This is a genomic window from Collinsella sp. AF33-16, from assembly GCF_003475325.1.
GTDB lineage: Bacteria > Actinomycetota > Coriobacteriia > Coriobacteriales > Coriobacteriaceae > Collinsella.
On the sequence record NZ_QRQC01000015.1, the window covers coordinates 21,028 to 45,437 of the forward strand.

Sequence of the window (24,410 nt, forward strand, 5' to 3'; positions counted from 1 at the left end):
CCCATGCTGCCGGGGGGGCGTCCTCGGCATGTCGGAAGAAAGGAGCCCAGGTGCGCAGGAATTCCATTTTTACGAAACGGTGGGTGAAGGGAAGCGCGGTCCTCGTTGCCACTGCAGCGACGCTCGTGTTTGCCAATCCCCAGCAGGCGATTGCCACGCCACTCAAGGGCGTCGACTCAGCGACCGTGTCCCAGTCTGCCTCGAATGTCGTCGACATCGATTTCGCTGACGGCATCAAGGGCCGTATTACGTTCCTCGAGGACGGTATTTTCCGTTATAACGTCGACCCCAAGGGTGAGTTTTCCGATTACGCCACACCGCGCAGTAAGTCCCACACGGCTAAAATCCAGGCTCAGCCCGATACCTCGGACACCTACAGCAAGCCGAGCGCGACGGTTGCCGACAAGGGCGACACTATCGAGATCACCGGCGGAAAGGCGACCGTGATCCTGGACAAGGCGACTGGCAAGATGAGTATCAAGTCAGGCGACCGTGTCGTGGTTTCCGAGTCCGCGTCCCTCGACCTTGATAAGAAGGGTACCGTCCAGACGCTCGCCAAGGAGAAGTCCGAGAACTTCTTTGGCGGCGGCACCCAGAACGGACGCTTCCTGCACACCAACCAGACCATCGCCATCTCCAACACGAACAACTGGACTGATGGCGGCGTTGCCTCGCCCAACCCGTTTTATTGGACGAGTGACGGCTACGGCGTACTCCGAAACACGTTTGCAGAGGGTTCCTACGACTTCGGTTCCACGGACTCATCGACGGTCACGACTTTGCACAGCGAGAATGAGTTTGATGCCTACTACTTCGTGGCGACCAACGAGGGCGCTTCGAACGTGGCAACCGAGATGCTGCAGGACTACTACAAGGTGACCGGTAACCCGGTACTGCTGCCCGAGTACGGGTTCTACCTTGGTCATCTTAATGCCTATAACCGTGATGGCTGGTCAACGACCTCGGGTCAAAAGAAGTGGGAGACCAAGGGCAGCAAGTCCTCGAGCGAGAAGGGCGACGTTAAGTACGAGTCTGGCATGTCGACGGGCTACAAGCTCGACGGCACACTTGCGGCCGAGACGCTCAACGGTGAGGGCCCTTCGGTTGATACCGAGAACATGAAAGCGACCGATTTCGACCGCCAGTTCTCTGCTCGGCAGGTTATCGATGACTACGAGGACAACGACATGCCGCTCGGTTGGTTCCTGCCGAACGACGGCTACGGCGCCGGCTATGGCCAGAACGGTTACTACAAGACCGGCGGCGTCAACTCCGACGGAACGAGCTCGGCCGACCGTCTTAACGCTGTGCGTGCCAATGTCGACAACCTTAAGAAGTTCACCGAGTATGCCAACTCAAAGGGTGTGAGCACGGGCTTGTGGACCCAGTCCAACCTTGAGCCCGACAGCAACTCCGAGACCCCGTGGCACCTGCTTCGCGACTTCGACGCCGAGGTCAAGACGGGGGGGCATCTCTACCCTTAAGACCGACGTTGCCTGGGTTGGATCTGGCTACTCCTTTGGTCTTAATGGCATCAAGACAGCTTATGACACGGTGACGACCGGCGCTAACAAGCGCCCCAACATCATCACGCTCGATGGTTGGGCCGGCACGCAGCGCTTTGGTGGCATTTGGACCGGCGACCAGTATGGCGGTAACTGGGAGTACATTCGCTTCCATATCCCCACGTATATCGGTCAGAGTCTTTCGGGCAACCCCAACATCGGCTCCGACATGGATGGCATCTTTGGCGGCGACCCCATCATCTCTGCGCGTGACTACCAGTGGAAGACGTTCACGCCCTCCATGCTTGACATGGACGGTTGGGGCACCTACCGTAAATCGCCCATGACGCACGGCGATCCCTACACAGGCATCTCGCGCTTCTACCTCAAGCTCAAGGCGCAGCTCATGCCCTATATCTACACGAGCGCGGCCTCGGCGGCCAACATCGACACGGGTAACGGCGATGCCGGCCTGCCCATGATCCGCGCCATGCTGCTTTCCGACAACTCCGAGTACGCCGCAAGCACTTCGACGCAGTACCAGTATATGTTCGGTGAGAACTTCCTAGTGGCACCGGTGTATCAGGATACCCAGGCAGACGAGAACGGCAACGACATTCGCAATGGGATTTACCTCCCCAACTACGGCACCGACGAGAATCCCACCATCTGGATCGATTACTTCTCGGGTAAGCAGTATCGCGGCGGCCAGGTTCTCAACAACTACGAGGCTCCGCTTTGGAAGCTGCCGCTGTTTGTGAAGGCCAACGCTATCGTGCCGATGTACGCCGAGAACAACAACCCCGAGGCAGTGAGCGACACCAACACCAAGGGTACCGACCGCAGTCAGCGTATCGTCGAGTTCTTCGCCACCGAGGGCGACGGCACCTTTACGCAGTACGAGGACGACGGCTCCTCCATCGAAAACAACACGACTGAGGACGATTCCTACGGCACGATCGACAATATCTCCTACGGTGAGCATGTGAGCACCGTCTACAGCTCCAAGGCCGCAGGCGGCACCGCGACCTTTACCGCCGAGGCCTCGAAGGGCGGCTACAACGGCTACGACTCCAACCGCACCACGACCTTCGTGGCCAATGTGTCCGCCAAGCCCACGAGCGTTGTCGCCAAGAACGGCGGATCCGCACTCAACGTGGTTGAGGTCGACTCGCAGGAGACCTTTGACGCCGCGACCCCCGAGGCCGGCCAGGCGGTCTACTTCTACAGCGAGACCCCCAACCTCAACCACTACGGCAGCGATGCGGACGGCACCGAGGCCGAGCAGGGCGAGAGCTTCAACAACACCAAGATCACCACGAACCCCAAGGTCTACGTCAAGTTCGCGAAGACCGATGTTGCTGCAGCGGCGCAGACGCTTGAGCTGGGCGGTTTCGTGAACGCCGACGCCACGCTCACAGCCGATCGCCTCAACGAGAACCTCTCCGCACCCACGAACCTTGCTGCCCCCGAGGACGTCACGACCCCAACGAGCATCAAGCTCACCTGGGGAAAGGTCGATGGTGCTACCTCCTACGACCTTAAGGTCGACGGCACTGTGTTTGCCGTGGGTGATGCGGCCGAGTTCACGCACACCGACCTCGCCTACAATAGCAAGCACACCTACCAGATTCGTTCGCGCAACGCCGAGGGTTACTCCGCCTGGAGCGATGTGCTCGAGGCGAACTCCGCACTCGATCCGTGGCGGAACGTCCCCGACGCCGAGCAAATCACCTGGGAGGGCTCGCTTTACGGCAGCCATAAGGCCGAGCTCGCCTTCGACCATGAGTTCCAGTCGGGCGACGGCGGTTTCCACTCCGGTGGCAACGATCTGGGCAAGGCGCTTACCGTTGACTATGGACGCGCTTACAAGCTCGATAAGCTCGAGTACTATCCGCGCGATGACGCCGGCAACGGCACTGTGACCAAGATGCGTGTTGAGACGAGTCTCGATGGCGTCCACTGGACGAGCCAGGAGGTCGATTGGGCACGTTCCGCTGATTGTAAGACGGTAGCGTTTGACGGCACCGTGGCCGCCCGTTACGTGCGCATGACACCGCTCGCCTCGGTCGGCAATTTCTTCTCCGCGTCCGAGATTGCCATCTACAAGACCGACGGCACGGATGGCTTCGCCGTGGGCTCCAACCTCAACAAGGCCACGATCTCCGACGGAGACTACTCCAACATGAAGAACTATCTGGGCCTCGAGAATCGCGAGCCCGATACCCCGACGTTCGGTTCGCAGATCCGCGACCACTTCGCCGACCTCAACGATAACGGCGTTTACGACGTCTACGATTACTCGTTCACCATGGCGGGTCTTGACGGCGGCACTAAACAAAAGGGCAAGGTCGCCGGTTCGCTCGCGGTGATTCCGAGCAAGACCGAGGTCGAGGCCGGTGATGAGATCACCGTTGATGTCTATGCGGCCGACGCCAAGAACGTCAACGCCCTGGGCGCTCTCGTCAACTTCAAGAGCGACCAGTTCGAGTTTGTGTCCGAGAGCATCGCGCAGGACGGCTCGACTGCCGGCATGGAGAACCTGTCTCGCGAGAAGGTCCAGTTCGCGGACAGAACGCAGACTATCAATCTCGCCTTTGCCAACCGCGGCGATGGCAAGCTCTACAACGGTACCGGCGCGGTGGCGAGTTTCAAGCTCAAGGCCAAGACCGCCGGCAAGGTCGAACTGCCCTCGACATCTTGGCTCATCGGTCCGGCATGCGACGCACTTGAGTTTGCGAGCGACGGCACGGTGACGATGCCGGATGTTCCTCAGCCAACGGTCGCCGAGTACGGTCAGGACGCCTTCAACATCACGATGACCAACGATGAGCTCACGACCGACGACGGGACCAACGTCGAGAAACTTATCCAGCAGAAGAGCTATAACGCGCTGTTCGATAATAACGAGGGCGACAACGGCTTTGAGTTCCTATGGAACTGGAGCGGCAACTGGGACAGCGAGGGTAAGCTTCCGAGTTACGTGAAGCTTCCCACCACGATGACATTCGCATTTAAGACGCCGTCGAAACTCGATAGTGTCGAGGTCGTTAACCGCAACGGTGGCAACGGAACCGTGCAGAAGATCAAGGCTGTCGTGACGTTCGAGGATGGCTCGACCCAAGAGTTCGCGGGCGGGGAGTACGATTCCTTCCTTGCTCGCTACGCCTTTGACCTCTCTGCCGAGAACAAGGGCAAGAAGGCGACCAAGGTCGAGGTCACGCCGCTTGAGGCATCGGGTGACCAGATGCTCACACTGCGTGAGGTCAACTTCAACTACACGCAGGGTGTCGAGGCCATCGAGGGTGTCGAGCTAGGCAAGAACCAGACCGAGTTCTTTGAAGGCGACATTACGCCCGTCGACGCCAAGGCTACGCCTGAGAGCGCTGGCTACCCCTATGTGACGGTCGAGAGCTCCGACCCCTCTGTGGTAAGCGTCTCCGCTGTTCAGGCTGGCGATAGCGTGAGCTACTACCTGCGTGCCAACAAGGCCGGCAAGGCAAAGATCACGGTGGCGTCGGTACTCGACCCCTCCAAGACCGCATCCTATGAGGTCGAGGTCAAGGCTGGTGTCGATACCTCTGCGCTCGTAGCAGCGCTTTCCAAGGCCGCGGGCTACAGCGAGTCCGTCTACACCAAGGATTCCTATGCAGCTCTCACCACTGCGGTCGAGGCGGCTCAGAAGCTCCTCGACAGCGGCCAGGGCAGCTATAGCAAGAAGGATGTCGCAGACGCCACAGCCAAGATCGAGAAGGCAATCGACGGCCTCAAGATGCGCCCTGTTGATGAGAAGATTCTCATCAACACGCCCGAGAACCGCAAGAACGTCAAGGTGGCCGGCTTCTCGAGTGAGGCCGACTACGAGGGCAGCAACGCCGTCAACGCTCTCGACGGCGACGAGCGGACGCTTTGGCACAGCGACTGGGCCCATGGGACCGGTATGCCCCAGTATCTGAGTGTCGACCTGGGCCGCGACTACGATCTCACCGACGTTACATTCCTGCCGCGCCAGGACGGCGGCACTAACGGCGATATCTTCGAGGCCGAGATACTGGTCTCCGACACTGCCGACGGTTATGAGAAGGGCACCGCCGCGTCGATGGGTACGTTCGCCTTCGACAACGATGGCCGCGTGCTCACCGACCGTGGCGACTGGAAACAGATGAGCTTTGGCGCCGCGCGCGGTCGCTACGTGACCGTCAAGGTGATTCACGCCGGCGGGGGCGACGTTGATGCCTACTGCAGCATGGCGGAGCTCAAGTTCTACGGTACGGCCGTCCCCGATCCGGTGGCGAAGGATGATCTCACTGCCGCGATCGAAAAGGTTGATGCCGAGCTTGCCGCCGGCGACCTCAAGGCCGGCGACTACACCGAGGCCTCCTGGACGGCGCTCGAGAACGCCCTGGCGAGCGCCCGCGCCATCTTGAGCGACGAGGATGCCACGCAGGACGAGGTCGACCAGGCGCTCAGGGCGCTCGAGAGCGCCCGCGACGCGCTCGAGAAGACCCCGGTGGTCCCGGTCGAGAATCCGACTAAGAAGCAGCTCAAGGCCCTGGTCAAGCAGGCGAAGGAGACTGACACCAGGGGCAAGACGGCCGAGTCTGTCAAGGCCCTGACGGATGCCATTACCTACGCCGAGGACGTCTTGGGTGATGAGAATGCTTCCGACACCCAGATCCAGGCGGCCTATAGCCAGCTCAAGCTGGCCATTGAGAGCCTCAAGGATGCCGATTCCGGCAACCAGGGCGGCTCGGGCAACCAGGGTTCCGGCAATGGCTCGAACGGCGGCAACCAGGCGGGCAAGCCCGCAGGCGACAAGGCCCAGGGCAGCAAGAAGAACGGTTCGGCGATTCCCAATACCGGAGACCAGACGGCGGCGACCGTCGCGACCGTCGGTGGTCTTGGCGCCATCATCGCCGCGATCGGCGCTTTCTTCCATCGTCGCAGCAAGGCTAAGTAGCCCCAGCAACAGCTAAGCAAGCGTGCCCGCCGTCCCACCCAAGGACGGTGGGCACGCTTTTTGAATGTAGGCAGAAAGCTCCGACCCTTCGGCCTTAATCTCGCAAAGCGTTCCGTCTCCCGCCGAACACATCAGCATCGGCGGCTATACTTGAATTATTTGCAGTTAAGGGTCGCGGATTGGCCGCGTCACCGCTCTCAACAGGAGGTCTTTGTTTATGGCAGATCAGAAGCCGGTTGTCGGGATCATCATGGGCTCCAAATCCGATCTGGGCGTTATGGAAGGCTGCACCGACGAGCTCGAGGCACTGGGCGTGCCCTATGAGCTCGTGATTGCAAGTGCGCACCGCACGCCGGCGAAGGTCCATGAGTGGGCTTCGACTGCCGCCGATCGCGGTATCAAAGTGATCATCGCTGCAGCCGGCAAGGCTGCACACCTGGGCGGTGTCGTAGCTGCCTTTACGCCGCTGCCGGTTATCGGCGTGCCTATGAAGACGAGTGACCTGGGCGGCATGGATTCGCTGCTGTCGATGGTGCAGATGCCTTCGGGTGTGCCCGTGGCCTGTGTGGCCATCAACGGTGCCAAGAACGCCGCCATTTACGCCACGCAGATTCTGGGTGCATGCGACCCCGAGTACCGCAAGGTTATCGAGAAGATGAAGCAGGAGATGGCCGACGCCTAGGCGTTCCGCCGTTTCACCGCAGTATAAGGAGAGCCATGTCCGACTATCAGGGAAAACGATTCAAGGCTTCTCAGATTCCCGATCCGTCGAAGCCGGGTGCTGCCCGTGCGGTACGGCAGGGTCGGACATCCTCTCCTCAGCAGCCGCATGCGCCGCGTCCCGTAACGCCGACGTCCCATCGTCGTCAGGATACGCCGACTGCGTATCGCCCTTCGTCATATGGCACGGCAAAGAAGCAGGCTCGGACGACGAGGCAGCTGAGTGACGCGCCGTCCAACTATGCCGAGCAGCCGCGTAAGAAACGCCGATCCATCATTCCCATCTTGCTCATCATCGTGGGCATCGGTCTGATTGTCGCCGCCGCTGCCATCTTTATCAATGCTCAGATTGGCTATAAGCAGGCGAGCGATTCGTATCAAAAGATCGAAAAACAATATGTGAGCGACAAGGACGCCAGCGGCGTGCCGATTATCGACTTTGATGCACTTGCCCAGACGAATCCCGAGGTTGTGGGTTGGATTTACGCGCCCAGCACCAACATCAACTATCCCGTTGTGCAGACCAACAACAACTCCAAATACCTCAACACGCTGTTTGACGGTACATCTAACGCGTCCGGTGCCATTTTCTTGGATAGTGATGACACCGCGCCGGGAATGGTTGACCAGCAGACCACGATCTACGGCCACCATATGAACGACGGGTCGATGTTCAACGTGATTTCGGATACGACTGATCAGGCGACGTTCGATAGCATCGAGTACGTGTATTACATTACGCGCGACGCTACGTATAAGCTACGGCCGCTGGCGACCAAAGTCGTCGAGGACACGTATGCCAAGGCGCGCACGCCTAATTTTGAGGGTGACGACGGGCTCAAGAACTACCTGTCCGAGATGCTCGACGGCGCTTCGGCCGTGGCGAGCGATGCCACCGATCGTGCCGCTTCGGCAACCAAGGTCGTAACGCTTGTGACCTGTCGTTCGCTGTCGCTGAGCAACACACGCGCCGTCATGGTGCTCACACCGGTCGAGGAATAAAGTGTCCGAGGGTCCCGTCCCAAAAAGACTACCCTGGAAATCAAAGGAGAAACGATGCTTGAAAGTGGCAAATCGATGCCTTCGGTTGATGCTTGGCTGCGTGAGGCTAAGGCCGATGCTTCGGCGGCTGGCTGCGGCATGTACCTGACACACAACGGTGTGGTGCGTGCGACGCCCAAGGCCGAGGTGCGCGGAGTCGAGACCGATGGCGTGGCGCCAGGTCACAAGGTGGGCGGCATGGTCTTTGACTATGACGCCGAAAAGGTACGGTCTGCCATCGAGGCCACGCGCGCGATGCCGGGTATCGGCTATGTGCGCGTGTGGCTGGCAAGCGGCGAGCTTACCGTGGGCGACGACATCATGCTCGTGCTCATCGGCGGGGACATCCGCCCGCATGTGGTCGATGCGCTGCAGGCGCTCGTTGGCACCATCAAGAATGAATGCGTGAGTGAGGTCGAGCGCGAGGCGTAGAGGCTTGCGTCGATAGAAGGATCGCTTATAAAAATGCCCGCCGGTACGTGTGATACCGGCGGGCATTTTGCGTTTTGGGCGCGGTTGGCGCTACACGCGCGTCGCATCCTTGGGGCTCATGGTCATGCTCTGGAAGCGATTCTCCATAAAGTCATTATCGAAGTACGTGCCGTAGAACTGCGCAACGGGAATATCCGGTTCCGTGCCGTTGACGCGCTGATACCAATAATCGAGCGACTGCAGCGTCATAACGCCATCGACCAGCATAATGATGGTGAAGATGACGGTAGCCGAGTAGCGGCTCTTCCATGGAATCATGTTGATGAGCTTGAGCAGCCTCGGCAGCAGCAGCTTGATCCAGATGAGTCCGCCCAGGCCCCACAGACAGGCAAAGCCCGTGCAGGTACGTCCGCCCGTAAGGACGGCGAGCGGATCGGGCATGCCAAAGAGCTTCATATGCGAGTAGCTCCACGAGACCACGCCAAACGAGGTTTGCATAAACCAGCCCACGAACACCTCAAAGCTTGCACCGAGCAGTGCGCTCACCAAAAAGATAATGATGGGGTTCTTTTTATAGAAGCGGTTGAGCACCATGGTCATGAGCACGGCGCCAAATCCGTAGATGGGGCTGAAGGGGCCAAACAGCATGCCGGCGCGGTTCTGGTAGACGCCCGGGTCGTCGACCGTCATGTGCCAGATGTCCTCGGCGATCAGGCCGAGTATGCAGCAGACAAAGAATACCCAGAACAGGTTGAAGTAGTTGAGCTTGATGTAGCCTTCGCCGGTTTCATCGCGCCCGAGCATGCCCTCGGCGGCGGCGTCGCGATCGAGCATCTCCTGCAGGCGGCGCTGCAGCTCGCGCTCCTGGCGCAGCGTGGGGTCGACGGTGGCCGAAAGCGCGACGAGGATGCCGAGCTGGATGGCGGGGCGAAGCAAGAAGGGCCCGATGCCCTGGAGCATCACGTCAACCAAAAGCTCGACGACGGTAAACGCGATAAGGATATAGGACAGGCGAGCGGCGTTGCGGCGCTGGTTTTTGATAAGGTCCAGGCCAAAGATGATCAGGATGACGGCGCTTGCCGCAGAGAGCATGATGCCGGCGACGATAAGGCCGACCGCGACGAGCGTGTTGTCACCGAGCTTGGCGGCGGCGTTGCCGTTGATGAGCGCGGTGATGACCTGCCACATAAAGGCGCCGACCGAAGGGAGCGTGCCCACGCCGGACAGGATGCACAGGACGGCGTACACCTTAATGATGAGGGGGATCTTCTTGACCTCCGTGGCGCTGGGGACGCTGGGGTCGAGTTCGTTTCGATCCATACATAACCTTTCTCGTTTTGCTGTAGGTACAAGGATACGCCGCCGACCTGCCAAAAGACAGGACGAACGTCCCAATTGCAACAATGCAAGCCCCAACGGCGGGCGAGACGCGTCGTAACGGAAGTATGCGGGATCGTCGGCCCCGAGGCGGTTGCCCAATAAAATGTTTGGCTGCAAAACGGATTATAAGCTCGGTGGGCTTTTAAAAAGCGCTGTTCATGCGCGGGAGTGCTTGTCTTGCCGTGCGTATAATAGGGCAGGTAACGCCAAATAACGAGGCTCTGAGGGGATGCCATGTCTCAAGAAACCATCCACGCGGCCGAGCGTGCCGCGGGACAGGTGAAGACCATGTCGACGTATGATCCGGACTCCGACCAGCTGCATGAGGAATGCGGCATTTTTGGTGTGTGGGCACCCGATCGCGATGTGGCTCGACTGACGTACTTTGGTCTGCGCGCGCTGCAGCATCGCGGCCAGGAATCGGCGGGAATCGCCGTGGGCGACGGCGGCACGGTTATGGTTCGCAAAGACCTGGGACTGCTCGATCGCGTGTTCTCCAACGCCGACCTGTCGACGCTCTCCGGCCAGCTGGCCGTGGGCCACGTGCGCTATGGCACCGCCGGCGCCAAGAGCTGGGAAGCCTCTCAGCCGCATCTTTCTACCATCAACAGCGTCATTATCGCGCTTGCTCACAACGGCACGCTGGTCAACACCGACGAGCTGCGCCGCCAGCTGATCGAGCTGGGCGTGCCGTTCCTCTCCAATTCGGATTCCGAGGTCGCGACCAAGCTTATCGGCTACTTTACTCAGCGTACAGGCCATCTGCGCGAGGGCATTCGTAAGACCATGGAGCTCGTGCGCGGCGGCTACGCCATGACGCTCATCAACGAGCAGGCGCTCTACGCATTCCGCGACCCGCACGGCATTCGCCCGCTGGTGCTGGGCAAGCTCGTGGATGAGGGCCTGGATCAGGCCGACGCCGCTTCTGTTTCGCAGCTGCCCTCGCAAGACGGCGCCGCGACGGTCGACTCCGCCGTCCATGTCACACGCGCCGGAGGCTGGGTCGTTGCCTCCGAGACCTGTGCACTCGACATCGTGGGTGCCGAGTACGTCCGTGACGTCCGTCCCGGCGAGATCTTGCGCATCAGCGCCGAGGGTCTCGTGTCCGAGCAGGGCGTGCCTGCCGCCGAAGAGCCTGCTAACTGCATCTTTGAGCAGGTCTACTTCGCTCGCCCCGATTCCATCATGAACGGCAAGAGCGTCTATGCCTGCCGTTACGACATGGGTCGCCAGCTGGCGCACGAGGAGCCCGTCGAGGCCGACCTGGTCATCGGCGTGCCCGACTCCGGCCTGCCGCCCGCGGAGGGTTATTCGCACGAGAGCGGCATTCCCTTTGGCGAGGGCCTTATCAAGAACCGCTATGTGGGCCGTACGTTTATCGAGCCTACGCAGGAGCTGCGCGCCATGGGCGTGCGTATGAAACTCAACCCGCTGCGCGACAACATCGAGGGCAAGCGCCTGGTCGTCATCGACGACTCCATCGTGCGCGGCACCACCATGGTGCAGCTCGTCAAGATGCTGCGCAACGCTGGCGCCAAGGAGATTCACATCCGTATCAACTCGCCCGAGGTCATCTGGCCGTGCTTCTACGGCATCGATACCGACGTGCAGTCGCAGCTCATCAGCGCCAACAAGACGGTCGACGAGATTTGCGAGTATATCGGCGCCGATTCGCTGGCCTTCCTTTCGGTCGAGGGCCTGCTTAAGGTCATGCCCAAGGGCGGTTACTGCGATGCGTGCTTTACCGGACGCTACCCCGTGGCGATTCCCGAGAGCTTTGGCCGCGACAAGTTCATGGAGGGCTTTAAGCCCCGCAACCTGGACAAGCCGCTTCACTTTGACGACGACGCCGTGGTCGAGAAATACGACGACCGCAGCTGGGAAGAGGAACACGGCGAGGCCTAAAACCTGCCATTTAGGGACAGGTTTATTTTGGTAGGTTTCACCTGCTGTTTTGTTGATATGACGGCGCGCGCTGTTATGGCGCGCGCCGAAATGAACGCAACTATGAGCACCGCTTGGCGCCCGCGCGGCGCCACGGTAGTGGGAGAGGAAGGCTCAGATGAGCGACAGCAAGCATGTGACGTACGAGGACGCCGGCGTCGATACCGCCGAGGGCGGCCGCGCCGTTGACGCTATTAAGCAGATGGTCAAGGACACCAACCGCCCCGAGGTTATCGGCGGCATCGGTGGCTTTGGTGGCCTGTTCTCGGCCGCCGCGCTTAAGGATATGGAAGACCCGATTCTGATCAGCGGTACCGACGGCGTGGGCACCAAGCTCGTCCTCGCCCAGATCATGGACCGTCACGAGACGGTGGGCCAGGACCTGGTCGCTATGTGCGTCAACGACATTTTGGCTTCGGGCGCCGAGCCGCTGTTCTTCCTGGACTACGTTGCCATCGGTCACATCGAGGCCGAGCACATGGCAAAGATCATCAAGGGTGTGGCCGACGGCTGCAAGCTCGCGGGCTGTGCGCTCGTGGGCGGCGAGATGGCCGAGCACCCGGGCGTTATGGCTCCGGCCGACTACGACCTTGCCGGCTTTACCGTGGGCGTCGTCGATCGTCCCAAGATGCTCGACCCCGCGAACGTCCGCCCCGGCGACGTGATCCTGGGCCTGCCTTCCACCGGCGTGCACTCCAACGGCTACTCGCTCGTGCGTAAGGTCATCGGCGTCGACGGTATTAAGCCGGGCACGCCCGAGGCCACCGCTAAGGCCGAGGAGCTGAGCCGTCCGCTCGAGGAGCTCGGCGGCGCATCGCTGGCAGACGCTCTGCTGGCCCCCACGCGCATCTATGTCAAGCCGATTCTGGAGCTGCTGCGCGGCGGCGCCAACGTGCACGCTATCGCCCACATCACTGGCGGCGGTATTACCGAGAACCTCAACCGCGCGCTCGCCGACGACGTCGACGCTGTGGTCACCCGCAACGGTGCCGAGATGGGTTGGGACGTTCCGCCCGTCATCACCTACGTGTCGCGCCAGGCCGAGCTCGCGCCCAACGAGGCGTGCAAGACCTTCAACATGGGCGTTGGCCTGTGCCTGATCGTCGCCCCCGAGGACGAGGCCGCGGTTACCGAGGCCCTGGTCGCGCTGGGCGAGAAGCCGTTCCGCGTGGGCGAGTGCGTCGAGGGTTCCGGTAAGGTCGTGTACTCCGATGAGCGCTAACGAGCAGATGGCTGCCGCCAAGGGCCTGGACTTTGTGCCCTATACCCGTCCGACCGGCACCGATACGGACGAGCCGCTCAAGATCGGTGTGCTCATCAGCGGTTCGGGTACCAACCTGCAGGCGCTGATCGATCTGATCGCCGCCGGCAAGCTCAACGCTTCGATTGAGCTTGTGGTGTCGAGCCGTCCTTCGGCTAAGGGTTTGCAGCGCGCTGAGCGCGCGGGCATCCAGACGCTCACGCTTTCCAAGGACGTCTATGCCGACCCTATTGCCGCCGACGAGATCATCGCGCATGAGCTGCTCGAACGCGGTTGCGAGTATGTGGTCATGGCCGGCTACATGCGTATGGTGCACACGCCTCTGCTGGCGGCGTTTCCCAATCGCGTGGTCAATTTGCATCCGGCGCTGCTGCCGAGCTTTACCGGTGCGCATGCGATTGACGATGCCTTTGCGCGCGGCGTCAAGGTAACTGGCGTGACCGTGCATTTTGCCAACGAGATTTACGACAACGGCCCCATCATCGCCCAACGCGCGCTGGCTGTCGAGGAGGGCTGGGACGTCGACACGCTCGAGGAGCACATCCACGCGATCGAGCATGTACTGTATCCCGAGGTCGTGCAGATGCTCGCCGACGGCCGCGTCCACGTGCTGGAGAGCGGCAAGGTCGCAATTGATGCGGCGCGTTAACTCGTGTGTAAGAGCGTTCGCTGAGCGCTCTTTGGGACTTACGACTTAAATAATCGAATAAGCCGCTTGGGGCATATGGAATTATATGTGCGCCAAGCGGCTTTTAATATCCCTTTGATTTCTGACTCTGGATAGCGTGACGGGTGCCATTCCCAGAAAAGAAGCTACGTGTTTATGGGGAATCGTATCGATGAGTCCCGGGGCTGATCTATGTCTATGACCCTTTCTCTGGTTGTAAAACTAATCGAAGACGAAATATGGGATAACGCTTCAGAAACAGTGCGGTTGCTGAAATACAGACTGTCTTCAAAAGATGAGAGGGCTGTTAACTGTGAGCGTGATAAAGATAGCAGTGGCGATTTTACCGTCTCGATGGATGAAGACGGCTTCAGGTGAGCGTCGGTTTGGACTGCGAGGGGGACGCATCCCTGTCCAACTGGAATTTTAATACTGACACCTACAACGTGAGCAAGGATAACTAGCCGGTATAGAGTTGCTTGAGCGGGTATGCGGCTGTTCAAGTGACCCATCGATTTGTTTAAGAAATAGTTAAACTACGAAACAAACGGCATGTGAGTAACTCGCGACTCAGTGAGAGTAAAAGGGATAGGAGAAGAAGGTTCATGTTTTGCCCCAAATGTGGCAGCAAGATTGGTGATGATGCGCGGTTCTGTACCGAATGCGGCTTGCCTTTGGGCGGGCTCTCGGGCAAGACTGCGGCCGAGGAGGGGCCCAAGGCCGAGCCGTCGGAGCGAGAATCATCGTCCGCTGAAGTCATAATGGAACCTACAGATACCGAAACGGACTCTGCGATAGGATCCGCGAATGCCGAGTCCACAGCAGAACCGAGCCCCGAGCCGGTCTCGAAGACCGCGAGTAGCGGTCACTCCCAGATGTACAACTTCTTTATGCGACGCTGTCAGGTCGGCAACCGCCTAGTGCCGCAGTTTGCCATCATGATCGCCGCATTTATTGCCGCGGCAGGCATCGCTTACGCTGCTTTCATGCTCTACAAGAACGTCATCGAGCCCAATCTCCAGCAGCAATCCGTGCAACAGGAGCAAGCGACCGAAAGGCCCAAGAAGGACGAGAGAGCGGTCGAAGAAGTTGTCTATACGTTGGAGGCAAAGTCATTGACGGTGTCTGCTCCGGTCGAGCCTATGCTCAATCAGGGCGAGCGGACTGACATGGAATGGTCCTATCCGCAACTTAAGAGCTCCACCAAAGACGACGCCGCAGACAAAATTAACAAGGCGATTTTCGAGCCCCTTCAAATTGACGCGGAACGAACGAATCGAGCATCAGATAATGAGCAATCAGATGCTGAGTTGTACCCCGACGGCGAATTTCCCTGCATATCGAGAAACGTGACGGTTACGTACATGGATGAGAACTATTTCTGTATCCGTGACGAGCGCTATTCGACGGGATGGGGCCCGCATGGCGACACGGTTGTGACTGGTGTTATTTTTGATTTGCATACGGGTGATACTGTTAGTCCTCAGGACATGTTTGGCATTGATACCGAGGATCTTGCCAGTTCTATGAGTTCGGCAGTTTGGCCGTATCTTACGGAAATAGCCAGAGAGTATCCGTCTGACTACAACTCTATGCTCATGCGGAGCAATTCTTCAGACTATTCAATCAAGGGTTCAACATGCTTGTATGTGACATCCAAGGGGCTGGTGTATCGCACCGAAGACTATGAGCTCGGTACTTTTGCGGACGGCAATTGCGAGATTTTGGTTGCGTCCTGGGATGATGAGTCTCAAGTTGGGTCCGAAGTAACCCCTGATGAGGTCAAGGACGGTACAACGGTGAAAGTCGATAAGGAGGACTAACATGTTCTGTCCCAACTGTGGATTTGAGCTTGATGGCGATTTGCGATACTGCACCGAGTGTGGCTATGCACTCGAAGATGCAAAGGCGGTGCTGAACTCTGCCAGCAACGAAGTGGCAGAAGAGCCTTCCGTTATCAATGAGGTTGCGGAAGAGATTTTCGCTAGTGACGAAACGGAGAAGGAGCCTTCCGCCGGTGCCGAGGCGGGGGAGGAAAAGTCGCCCGTGGAGAGCGAGCCCGTAGCGGACGAAGAAGACGACCGGCCCAAGGACGACGTGTCGTCCGATGCAACGCCTTCGATTCCAGCCGTGCGCGCCGACCGGCCAAAGCCGAGCAATCCGGTCGCCAAGCCCGTCGCGGCGCCAGCCCCTGCGCCTGCGGCGAATGTATCCGCACAGAAAAAGGACCCCAAGGCGCTCTATATCGTCGGTATCATCGTTGGCCTGGCAGCCATTGCCATCTTTAGCTACCTGCTGTTCTTTAGCAAGTCCAGCGACGACGTTGCCCATTACGGCCAGGACAAGGCCATCGTGGTGGCCCAAGAATCCAAGATTACCCCGACCGACGCAAAGGGCGAGAAGATCAAGAAGTACTCGGTGACCCTGAACGGCGACAACGGCTACAGCACCAATGCTGAGATTAAGGGTGACGAGGGCTTCACGGTAAGCCAGTTTCCCGATATCAAACCGGGAAAATATACCCTCACCGTTAGGGACTCCAAGTCAAAAGTCGAGTGGAGCATTCCCGTCAAAGTCGTCGATAACTCTAAATCCACTGATGCCGTAAAAGAGGTTTCCCTCGAGGTGCCTAAGGCCAACGAGGCCGATACAAAGACAGGCGAAGGCGACAAGAAGGATGGAGGCGCCGCTGCGGACAATACCGCTGCGTATGCCGCTTACAAGCAAAAGTGCCAGGAATATCTCGCGTGCTATGGAGAGCCACGAATTGTTGAGGTGACTGATTCTGTCTATGCGATGCGGGGGCTTTGTCTTGTCGACCTCGTTGATTTTGATCAGGATGGCCAGCCTGAGCTCTTGACCGTTGTGAACGGTATGAGCGATGACGAATTAAAGAGTGCTTGGAATGGAGATATAGAGGGACTTCAGAAGTCCTACACCGTAGAGGTTTGGTCGGCAGCTGATGGTGGCGTCAAGAGGCTTTACAGTCAAAATTGGCTTGATAACAGCAACGGAGGAACGATGTTTCTTCCGCTGATTAAAGCGGATGACGGCAGCATCCTCGTAAGCCAAAGAACATATGAGATGAGCAATGCGATTACGGCATTGCTTGCTGGCAGGCAGGCTTTGGCTGGGGACAATACTTCGGTATACGGCAAGAAAGGCGATGTTTTTTCGCTTGTAAGCAACTACGAGTCCTGGGGAGTTGCGCCGAGCGAGGGCAATGGCTACGAATACTATTATGCGTCGGAGGGCAAGGGCATTTCCGAGACGGACTATAATGCCCTATATCAGCAATTTGGCTATGGGCACAATTACCGGACATACTACTTCTTTGATTTTTCAACCTCAGGTTACGGCTCTATTTCGGGGGAATCCCACGTTGATCCCAATCAAGTTGCGGAAGTCACCAAAGATACGCTCAAAAAGGTGGGAATCGAATAAAAACTGAAAGGGGCTTGGAAAACTGTTTCCAAGCCCCTTTCTTATAGTAGTTGTTCGAGTCCAACAAGCCTCGCGCTGCTTGCTTGAGCCGCTCTATTTTGACACGCTTTGGTAAATCCACTCTTGCTAAACAAGTAATACTGTTTGATCGGCCGACCCAGCAGCGCGCTGCGCCGCTCGAGTGTTTCAAGAACATCGATATTTACGGGCTCGTTTCTCCATTTGCACTCACCAACGATGAGCTCCCCATCGGCGCCCTCTAACACAACGTCAATCTCTTCTTGCCGGCGCGTGTTCGGGTTCGTGCCCCACCAAGAGCCGATTGCCTTGGGCAGCACATCCAGCTCGCTCTCAACAACCTGCCGCATCAACCACTGGCGGCATACCTCTTCAAATGCAGGACCTACAAAGGTGGACAAATCATGCTTGGCGATACGCGCGGCCACAGCGGCTCCGAGCCCCTCCTCAATTGTTCCTGCGTACTGTGGAACAAAACGATACCAAAACCTAAACAGGTTATCGCAGATCCGATAGACTACCTGGCGTTTTGTTGCCTTTATAACAGGCGTGACGCGCTCAACGATTCGCAGCTCGATCAATGCGTCGAGCAGTCGCGCGACCTGTGGCGTTGCGAGGTGGGTAACATCGGCAATCTCTTTGGAGCGTACATAGCCGTTGGCAATGGCGGTTATGACGGCATTGTAGATAGCCGGGCTGCGGACCTCTTGCAGCAGATAGTTCTGGGGTTCGGCATACAAAAACGCATCTTGACGCAACAGCGCATGCTCAAGGTTCCATTGAGTGGAACGCGTGCCATCGAGCTGTGATAGATAGAGCGGCATCCCGCCAACAACGGAATACAGCTCGATGACCCTTTCGATGGGTGCGTCGGGAAGCATGAGCGCCGCGTCGAAGATGGTGAAGGGGTCAATGCGCAGCTGCATGGTGCGGCGTCCATAAAGAGGGCTTTGGTGTCCTAGTACCTGGTGTTCCATAAAGCTCATGGACGACCCGCAGAGTACGAGGAACAGCTTGCTCGTGTCTTTATGTCGATCGATAAGCGTTTGCAGGCACGAAGAGATGCCCGGATCGCTCTCGGCGAGGTAGGGATACTCGTCAATAATCAGAACGATTCGCTCTGTCTTGGAGTGTTCGAAGACGGATTCGAGTGCAACCTGGATAGAGGGGAACGCTGCTCCTGCGGCGCTATCGCCAAGTATCTCGCGGCTGAGCAGCGCGAGATTTTCGCTTGCAACGGTTTGCTGCCCAGTAAAGAAGATCACATGGGGCTTGCCCTGTGTAAAGGCGTGAAGCAGGCTGGTTTTACCTACGCGACGCCTTCCATAGACTACAGCAAACTGAAAGGAACCCTTTTGATAGGCGGTTTCCAGGGATTCAAGCTCTTCCCGACGTCCAACAAACATGATGTGCCTCGCTCATATACGTATTACTAACATATATATTACTAACACGTATATGAGCAACTTTCCACCCGTCAATCGGATGGCAAGGAAATGACAGCGTTTCTACTTAACGAGGCGCTTGAGTTTGGCATAGTCCTGAATTTGCTTTTTGCGCTTGGCGTTGAGGAGGTTGTTGAGGTCGAGCTTCTCAACGGTGCAGCGTTTGAGTAGCGCGGAGCTATCAAAGCCGTTTGACTCAATGTCTTCATCCAGATCGTGCTTGAGCTTGGTCCATTTATTGAGCTGCGAGCGCACGTAGGCCGCGGGACGTTCTATCTCGTTGGCGATGTCGCGTACGCTGGTGCCCGTTCCAAACAACTCGCGTATCTTTGCCGTCTCCTTGCGCGTGCGCTCATTTTTGGCATCGGTCTTGCATCGATCGCTGCAGTAGTGCCGTTTGACGCCACGATGCCCGGCAAGTGAATAGGCGCGTCCGCACTGCTCGCAATAACCAATTTTGACGGTGCTCAGCTTGCGTGAAAAATCAAACCAGAGCCACGAGAGATAGCTGTCAAAGGAGAGGAACCCTGTGGACTCGTTACCCTGGAACACATCCACGTGCGCGCCCGAGAGATGCGAGATCACGAGTGCCTGCACCAAAGCGGTGAGTGCATCGCAGTCATCATTTTCAAGTTCTTCGCGGCGCTCCTGGATATCTGCTTGAGGGTCGATTACATAGAAGCTCTCCTCGCTATTGCTGACCTTGAGTCGCGCTGAAATCTCCGAGCTGGAGTCTTCGTCCATGTAGAACATCGCCTGCAAAACACTGAAGTCATTGGCGGTGAGCTCGTGTTCAAAAGAGAGCACGTTGAGTGCAACGAGGGATTCTTCCTCGTCGATCATAAACATAAAGGCGTAGAAATATCCCGCATCGGATTCGATTTTGCGCACGATGGGCAGGCTTTTGAATGAGTCGGTATAATCACCGCCCGCCCTCAGGATAGTGGTGTAGATCTTGAAGGATGACCCGTTTGCCGCGCAGGTCACCACTGATTTCTCGATTCTTTCCAATGCGGAGACCTTTGCGATTGTGCAGCTCCCGTTGAGGTATTCCTGGATGCGCATGGCAATAAGTGCTGCCATCGCGGCATTGGCCCAATCGCGTACGGATTCTATTGCGTGCTTGCCAAAAAGCGGCCCGGTCTGTTCGGCGTAATCAAGTACGTTAAAGAGGCTTGCGCGGAAGGGCTGCTCTTTAACGGCGGTGGGTTCGATGCATGATGCCAGCCTGATCAGATCGGCATGGCGCTCGCTGTGTGCGGGCCCTTCGTTGCTTTTGTTGCCGGCCAGCTCGGTGGGCATGTAGAGTTCAAAGACAAGCTGGGCCTCGCCAACGGGCCTATTGGGTTCGTTCTCTATGAGGTTGACTTTCTTGAACGGAATCGAACCTTCAACGGTGCGTGTTTGGGAGAACTCAAACATTGTTACCCCTGTCTCTAGCTGCAGATTTAATAGCGTAGCACGTTTAGGAAAATTACCCGGTCAAAATCTCTATATCGGATAAACGACAAATCGTATCTTGTGATCGTCAAGAAAAGGGGTAACGAGAAAGGACCCGATTATGCATTGCAAACAGTGTGGAGCAGAGATTAACGACGGCGCCAAGTTCTGCGGCGTGTGCGGAACGCCTACGGTCGCGGCTGCGGCCAGTGCGGTGGGGGATGCGATTTACGTCGAGGCCCAGCCGATTGAGAGCCAGTCTGTCGAGGCTCAGTTTCAAGCGGCGGAGGATGCAGAGGCCGCTGCTTGCCTGCAGGATTCGCTTCACGAGTCCATCGGGTCGCTTGGGCGAGCAGCGGTGATTTCATTGCTCTATGTGCTCTTTTTCAATTACGTGCTGGGAGGTGGCTCGCTGGGACTTAACAATATGATTCCGCTGGCGCTGCTTCTGATTGGCCCCTGGAAGGTGATTATCTCGCTGTACCGCAGCGGTGTAAGGCTTCCCTTTGTCTATGGTAGCGGCATTATCGGTATCACGATTATGCTAATCGAGCTTGTGGTTCTCGTAGGCCTTCCTGTCGTGGTTCTGATGCTTTTTTACTGGTTGGGCAGCGTGATTCACGGGGCGGTTCCTGTTATTCCCGAATCGGTTCCGATGACGATCGTGGCGCTCTGGCCTATCGCCTCGGTTGCCAACATCATCTTCAAGGCAATCAAGCTGCACATGGTTCGCGCCTAGCAAGTAGCCCGTCGCATGCCTTCCGCATGGGGCCAGGCGAATTTGAAAGGTGAAAGAAAAGGCTTACAGTCGAGCAAATTGTTCCTGGGCCTTTCCTGTTTGCAGGCTGTGGGCTACCGTTTCGATATGCTGAAGTTCTAGGGGGGATTTATGTACTGCGCAAGCTGCGGGGCAAAGATCAAAGACGGGGCGCGATTCTGTTCCGCATGCGGAAAACCGTTGGATGTGGATGATGCGCCGGCGAATGCTCAGCAGCCGCTTCCTTCAGGTACACCAAAGGTATCTGCTGATAGAAAAGCGACAAGCGATCCTGCTGCATCTCGTGCAGAGAGCGCTTCTCCGGCGCCCTCTGATCATATGTCCTTTGCGGCCTTTATGATGCAGCGTCGGCAGATCGGCCGTTTTGCTGTGCCTACGTTTGTCACCATTCTTGCAGCAATCATCTTTACCGCTGGTGTCGCTTACGCCCTGGCCAAAGCTTACGAAGCCTTTGTGCTGCCTCAAGCGCAGCAGCAGGAGCAGCCGGCTGCAGTCGAGGAGAAGTCGTCTAAAAAGAAAGTCGCGGCAACAAACAAGAAAGCACGCAGGGCTTACGAGGGCGTGGTTGCGCGTTACGAGGACTTTGCGGGCTATTGCGAGCGGAAGGGGGCTGGTGCTGCCAGCTACGACGACTGGGCCCAGGGACGCGGTGATGATTCTGGACTGGGGCAGATATTCGTTTATAACAACCAGACTGCCCCCGGCTTTTTAAGCTACTACTATGCTTTCGATGATTTGAATGGCGACGGAATTGACGAGCTGCTTGTTGGGTTTGTCGATGCGCAGAACGATATTTCGGCGATTGTGGGTGCCTACTGCTTTGTTGATGGAGAGGCCGTTTCGGTTATGCCTTCGTCAGAGATGGTAGAAGGCTCCAGCAATATGACGAATCAGTATGACGGTTTTATTGCTCAGGGTGAGAGCCAAGTCATTACTGTCTGTAAGGACGGCATCGTTAAATTTACTTGTAGTCAGGATTGTAACCAGGCAGATTTCTATATTTCGCTTACTGCAAAGGGTCCTGAGGTCGTAGACGCGGTGCAAATTCAAAATAAGGAATTCGATAGGCAGAATGGCGCCTACTTGGTGAGGACCGTTGAGGATGGTGGCAAACCGCAGGAGGCGATGGTCCAGGGGCGTGAGGAAGCGTGCAGAATTCTTGACGAGCTCGCCGGGAAGTATCCGGAGGCCGACATTGAAATGCCGTCCGCAAGCAGCGATATGTGGAAGGCATTCAAAGGGGTGGAGCCTTCGGAGGGCTCTTTGAAGGACGGCTCTGGCACTGCGGACGATCGATCTGGCGCATCTCAAGCACCATCTGAAGCGGCATCCGATAGCAGCGACGATGGGGAGGCCGCTGCGCGCGGCGATGGCGTGATCGCCGACATGGATGCGTTCATTGCAAACGCCAAGCGCGAGTTGATTGTGCCAGATGACGCCTCTATTGCGTACAAGGTCGCTGATAAGCCAAACTATTGGGAGGGGGCGGCAACGTACGTTTGGTACGTCGAGTTTTATAAAGACGGAAAGGTCGTAGCGTCTGCGGAATGCGGCTCCGAAGGGTACCCATGTCGGTCGATTATGGCCTATCACGAGAGCTGGTAACTTTAACCGAGCCGTTTTGGCATTACAGCGCGCGCAGCTCTTATGCCTTTCCCCTTGTTCCATCCGACGAGTTTAGTTGCGGCTAAAACGGACGTTACGAAGAGCTGACCGAGAGGCCGAACGCGCTCGCCCGCTCAGCGGGTATGCCCCAAAAGGGCATCTGGGGTTCGAACCCTCCCGGTTCTTCGTCAGTTGACCAAAGGTGCGACATTATTGCCGCTCATCGGGGGTGGCTAAATGAGATGACTTGAGGGCTATAATTAGCCAAGCTAAGTTGGGGACAGATTGAGGCGCACAGGCTTTCGATGCGCCTGTCGACTCGGCAGTTCACAATTTATTAGACACGCGGAACGCGTGGTTTGGGATTAACGAAAGGAATCAGCATGTCACTGTTCCATAGCGATAACGAAAAGGAAGAAAGGCACAGCGGAATTCTCGGTGCCTTTTCTGTCGACAATATCAAATGGGAGCCTGGCAACGACGAAGATGCCTCGCTTGTCTCATTCCGCTATCCCTACGAGGATTTTCCCAACGGGTCCTATCTTCAGGTTGCGCAATCGCAGATTGCCGTTTTTACCAACAATATGGGGGCGGGCAGTTCTACTGACGCTACGGGTGCCGGCGATTCTCAGGTAAGCGTGTTTGTCGGTCCGTGCAAGATCAAGCTCGACACGGGAGACAGCCGATTCGCCCCGTTCCGCAATGCCGCCCATTCGCTTACCGGCGGTAGCTCGGCGTTTCATTCCGTTGTGTACTTTATCAATACTAACTACATGAACGAGCTGCGCTGGGGCACGACCGAGCCCATCATTGTCCAAGACCCTGAGGAAGACGTCAACGTTCATGTTCGCGCCTTCGGTTTGTTTGGCGCGCATATCGAGCAGAATGACTCGAGCCTGGTTCCCATTCAGGTGAGGAAGTTCCTCGTTAAGGTCGTGGGCACGCGAGATCGCTATACGCGAGAAGAACTTACTTCCTTTATGCGGGCAAAAATCCTTGAGTATGTTCCTGACCTGCTTGCCAAGGCGATTGTTGACCAGGAGGTTTCCGTTCTTAAAATTGCGACGCATCTGAGCGACTTCTCGTCTCAGATGCAGGGCAAGCTCGTTAACTATTTCGATGAGTTTGGTCTCACGCTCGATAACTTCTCGTTCAACAGCATCAAGCCCTTCGAAGAGGATCTTGCTGCCATCAACGAGATGAAGATCCAGCGTAAGCGGAGCATTCTCGAGGCGCAGGGTAACGCTGCCCAGATGGACATCGAGTCCGAGGCACTTGCCAGGAAGCGTGCGCGCGAAGGCTACAACTATCAGCAGGAGCGCGGCATGGACGTAATGGAGAGTGCTGCGGGCAATGAGGGGAGTGCCGCATCGGGCCTCATGGGAGCCGGCATGGGACTCGGCATGGGCGTTGGCATGGGCGGTGCATTTGGAGCTGGCTTCTCCAACTTGGCCAACCAGGCCATGGGCGCTGTTGCTCCCATGGTTGGAACGGCTTCCGCGTCCGCAGGTATGCAAAACGGTCCCGTGTGTCCCAGTTGCGGAAACGTTAATCCGATGGGTGCTAAGTTCTGCCTGGAATGCGGACAAAAGCTCGAGCAGGGTGTTGCGTGTTTGGCGTGTGGGCATCTTAACCCGGTCGGTGCCAAGTTCTGCCTGGAATGCGGGAACCGGTTGATCTCGCCAAGGTGCCCGAGCTGCGGAGCCGAGTTGCCCGAAGGGACCAAATTCTGCCCCGATTGTGGAACTAAGATCCAATAAGGAGAAACAA

At 57.5% G+C, this 24,410-nt stretch carries 16 protein-coding genes; 13 read left to right on the forward strand and 3 right to left on the reverse strand.

Annotation, left to right across the window (positions count from 1 at the left end):
• Window positions 1-83 precede the first annotated feature (83 nt).
• From DWZ52_RS06920 to DWZ52_RS06940, 5 genes are all read left to right on the forward strand, one after another.
• Window positions 84-1,484: an alpha-glucosidase domain-containing protein gene (locus DWZ52_RS06920; protein WP_158572424.1), complete on the forward strand. Its 1,401-nt coding sequence runs from the start codon at window positions 84-86 to the stop codon at window positions 1,482-1,484.
• Window positions 1,396-6,465 (forward strand): discoidin domain-containing protein, encoded by a 5,070-nt coding sequence (locus tag DWZ52_RS06925; protein ID WP_118385202.1) that lies wholly within the window; start codon window positions 1,396-1,398, stop codon window positions 6,463-6,465. The genes DWZ52_RS06920 and DWZ52_RS06925 overlap by 89 nt, the downstream gene beginning before the upstream one ends.
• A 217-nt stretch (window positions 6,466-6,682) precedes the next feature.
• Window positions 6,683-7,147, forward strand: coding sequence for a 5-(carboxyamino)imidazole ribonucleotide mutase (gene purE, locus DWZ52_RS06930; RefSeq protein WP_118385203.1), 465 nt, complete (start codon window positions 6,683-6,685; stop codon window positions 7,145-7,147).
• A 35-nt stretch (window positions 7,148-7,182) separates the two neighbouring features.
• Complete coding sequence (locus tag DWZ52_RS06935) at window positions 7,183-8,187, forward strand: class B sortase (RefSeq protein WP_118385204.1); 1,005 nt, start codon at window positions 7,183-7,185, stop codon at window positions 8,185-8,187.
• A gap of 75 nt (window positions 8,188-8,262) precedes the next feature.
• Complete coding sequence (locus DWZ52_RS06940; RefSeq protein ID WP_199579185.1) at window positions 8,263-8,658, forward strand: molybdenum cofactor biosynthesis protein MoaE; 396 nt, start codon at window positions 8,263-8,265, stop codon at window positions 8,656-8,658.
• A gap of 90 nt (window positions 8,659-8,748) precedes the next feature.
• On the opposite strand, the gene DWZ52_RS06945 is transcribed toward DWZ52_RS06940, so the two are convergent.
• Window positions 8,749-9,978 (reverse strand): putative ABC transporter permease, encoded by a 1,230-nt coding sequence (locus DWZ52_RS06945; RefSeq protein ID WP_118385206.1) that lies wholly within the window; start codon window positions 9,976-9,978, stop codon window positions 8,749-8,751.
• A 294-nt stretch (window positions 9,979-10,272) separates the two neighbouring features.
• Here DWZ52_RS06945 and purF point away from each other — a divergent pair, with 294 nt between their 5' ends.
• The 5 genes from purF to DWZ52_RS06970 all read left to right on the forward strand — a co-directional run bounded on the left by purF (window position 10,273) and on the right by DWZ52_RS06970 (window position 17,354).
• A complete protein-coding gene (gene purF / locus DWZ52_RS06950) occupies window positions 10,273-11,943 on the forward strand; it encodes an amidophosphoribosyltransferase (protein WP_022094211.1) in 1,671 nt (556 codons plus the stop codon).
• Between the two features lie 157 nt (window positions 11,944-12,100).
• Window positions 12,101-13,204 carry a phosphoribosylformylglycinamidine cyclo-ligase gene (gene purM, locus DWZ52_RS06955; protein WP_118385207.1) on the forward strand — a complete coding sequence of 368 codons (1,104 nt, stop codon included), beginning with the start codon at window positions 12,101-12,103 and terminating at the stop codon, window positions 13,202-13,204.
• Entirely contained in the window at window positions 13,194-13,892 is a 699-nt protein-coding gene (gene purN / locus DWZ52_RS06960) for a phosphoribosylglycinamide formyltransferase (RefSeq protein ID WP_118385208.1), read from the forward strand. The genes purM and purN overlap by 11 nt, the downstream gene beginning before the upstream one ends.
• A gap of 623 nt (window positions 13,893-14,515) precedes the next feature.
• The gene (locus tag DWZ52_RS06965) at window positions 14,516-15,733 is read left to right on the forward strand and encodes a zinc-ribbon domain-containing protein (RefSeq protein WP_118385209.1); all 1,218 of its coding nucleotides are present in this window, start codon (window positions 14,516-14,518) and stop codon (window positions 15,731-15,733) included.
• 1 nt (window position 15,734) lies between these two features.
• Window positions 15,735-17,354, forward strand: a complete 1,620-nt coding sequence (locus tag DWZ52_RS06970; RefSeq protein ID WP_118385210.1) for a zinc ribbon domain-containing protein — start codon at window positions 15,735-15,737, stop codon at window positions 17,352-17,354.
• Between the two features lie 41 nt (window positions 17,355-17,395).
• Here the strand turns inward: DWZ52_RS06970 and DWZ52_RS06975 are convergent, their stop codons facing one another.
• Window positions 17,396-18,778 carry an ATP-binding protein gene (locus tag DWZ52_RS06975; RefSeq protein ID WP_117640757.1) on the reverse strand — a complete coding sequence of 461 codons (1,383 nt, stop codon included), beginning with the start codon at window positions 18,776-18,778 and terminating at the stop codon, window positions 17,396-17,398.
• A gap of 102 nt (window positions 18,779-18,880) precedes the next feature.
• Window positions 18,881-20,239 (reverse strand): hypothetical protein, encoded by a 1,359-nt coding sequence (locus DWZ52_RS06980; protein ID WP_117640758.1) that lies wholly within the window; start codon window positions 20,237-20,239, stop codon window positions 18,881-18,883.
• A gap of 139 nt (window positions 20,240-20,378) precedes the next feature.
• Between DWZ52_RS06980 and DWZ52_RS06985 the strand changes: the two genes are divergently transcribed.
• From DWZ52_RS06985 to DWZ52_RS06995, 3 genes are all read left to right on the forward strand, one after another.
• Window positions 20,379-20,996 carry a zinc ribbon domain-containing protein gene (locus tag DWZ52_RS06985; RefSeq protein ID WP_117640759.1) on the forward strand — a complete coding sequence of 206 codons (618 nt, stop codon included), beginning with the start codon at window positions 20,379-20,381 and terminating at the stop codon, window positions 20,994-20,996.
• Window positions 20,997-21,146: 150 nt separating this feature from the next.
• Window positions 21,147-22,640, forward strand: coding sequence for a zinc ribbon domain-containing protein (locus tag DWZ52_RS06990; protein ID WP_117640760.1), 1,494 nt, complete (start codon window positions 21,147-21,149; stop codon window positions 22,638-22,640).
• 383 nt (window positions 22,641-23,023) lie between these two features.
• A complete protein-coding gene (locus DWZ52_RS06995) occupies window positions 23,024-24,400 on the forward strand; it encodes an SPFH domain-containing protein (RefSeq protein ID WP_117640761.1) in 1,377 nt (458 codons plus the stop codon).
• Window positions 24,401-24,410: the final 10 nt, after the last annotated feature.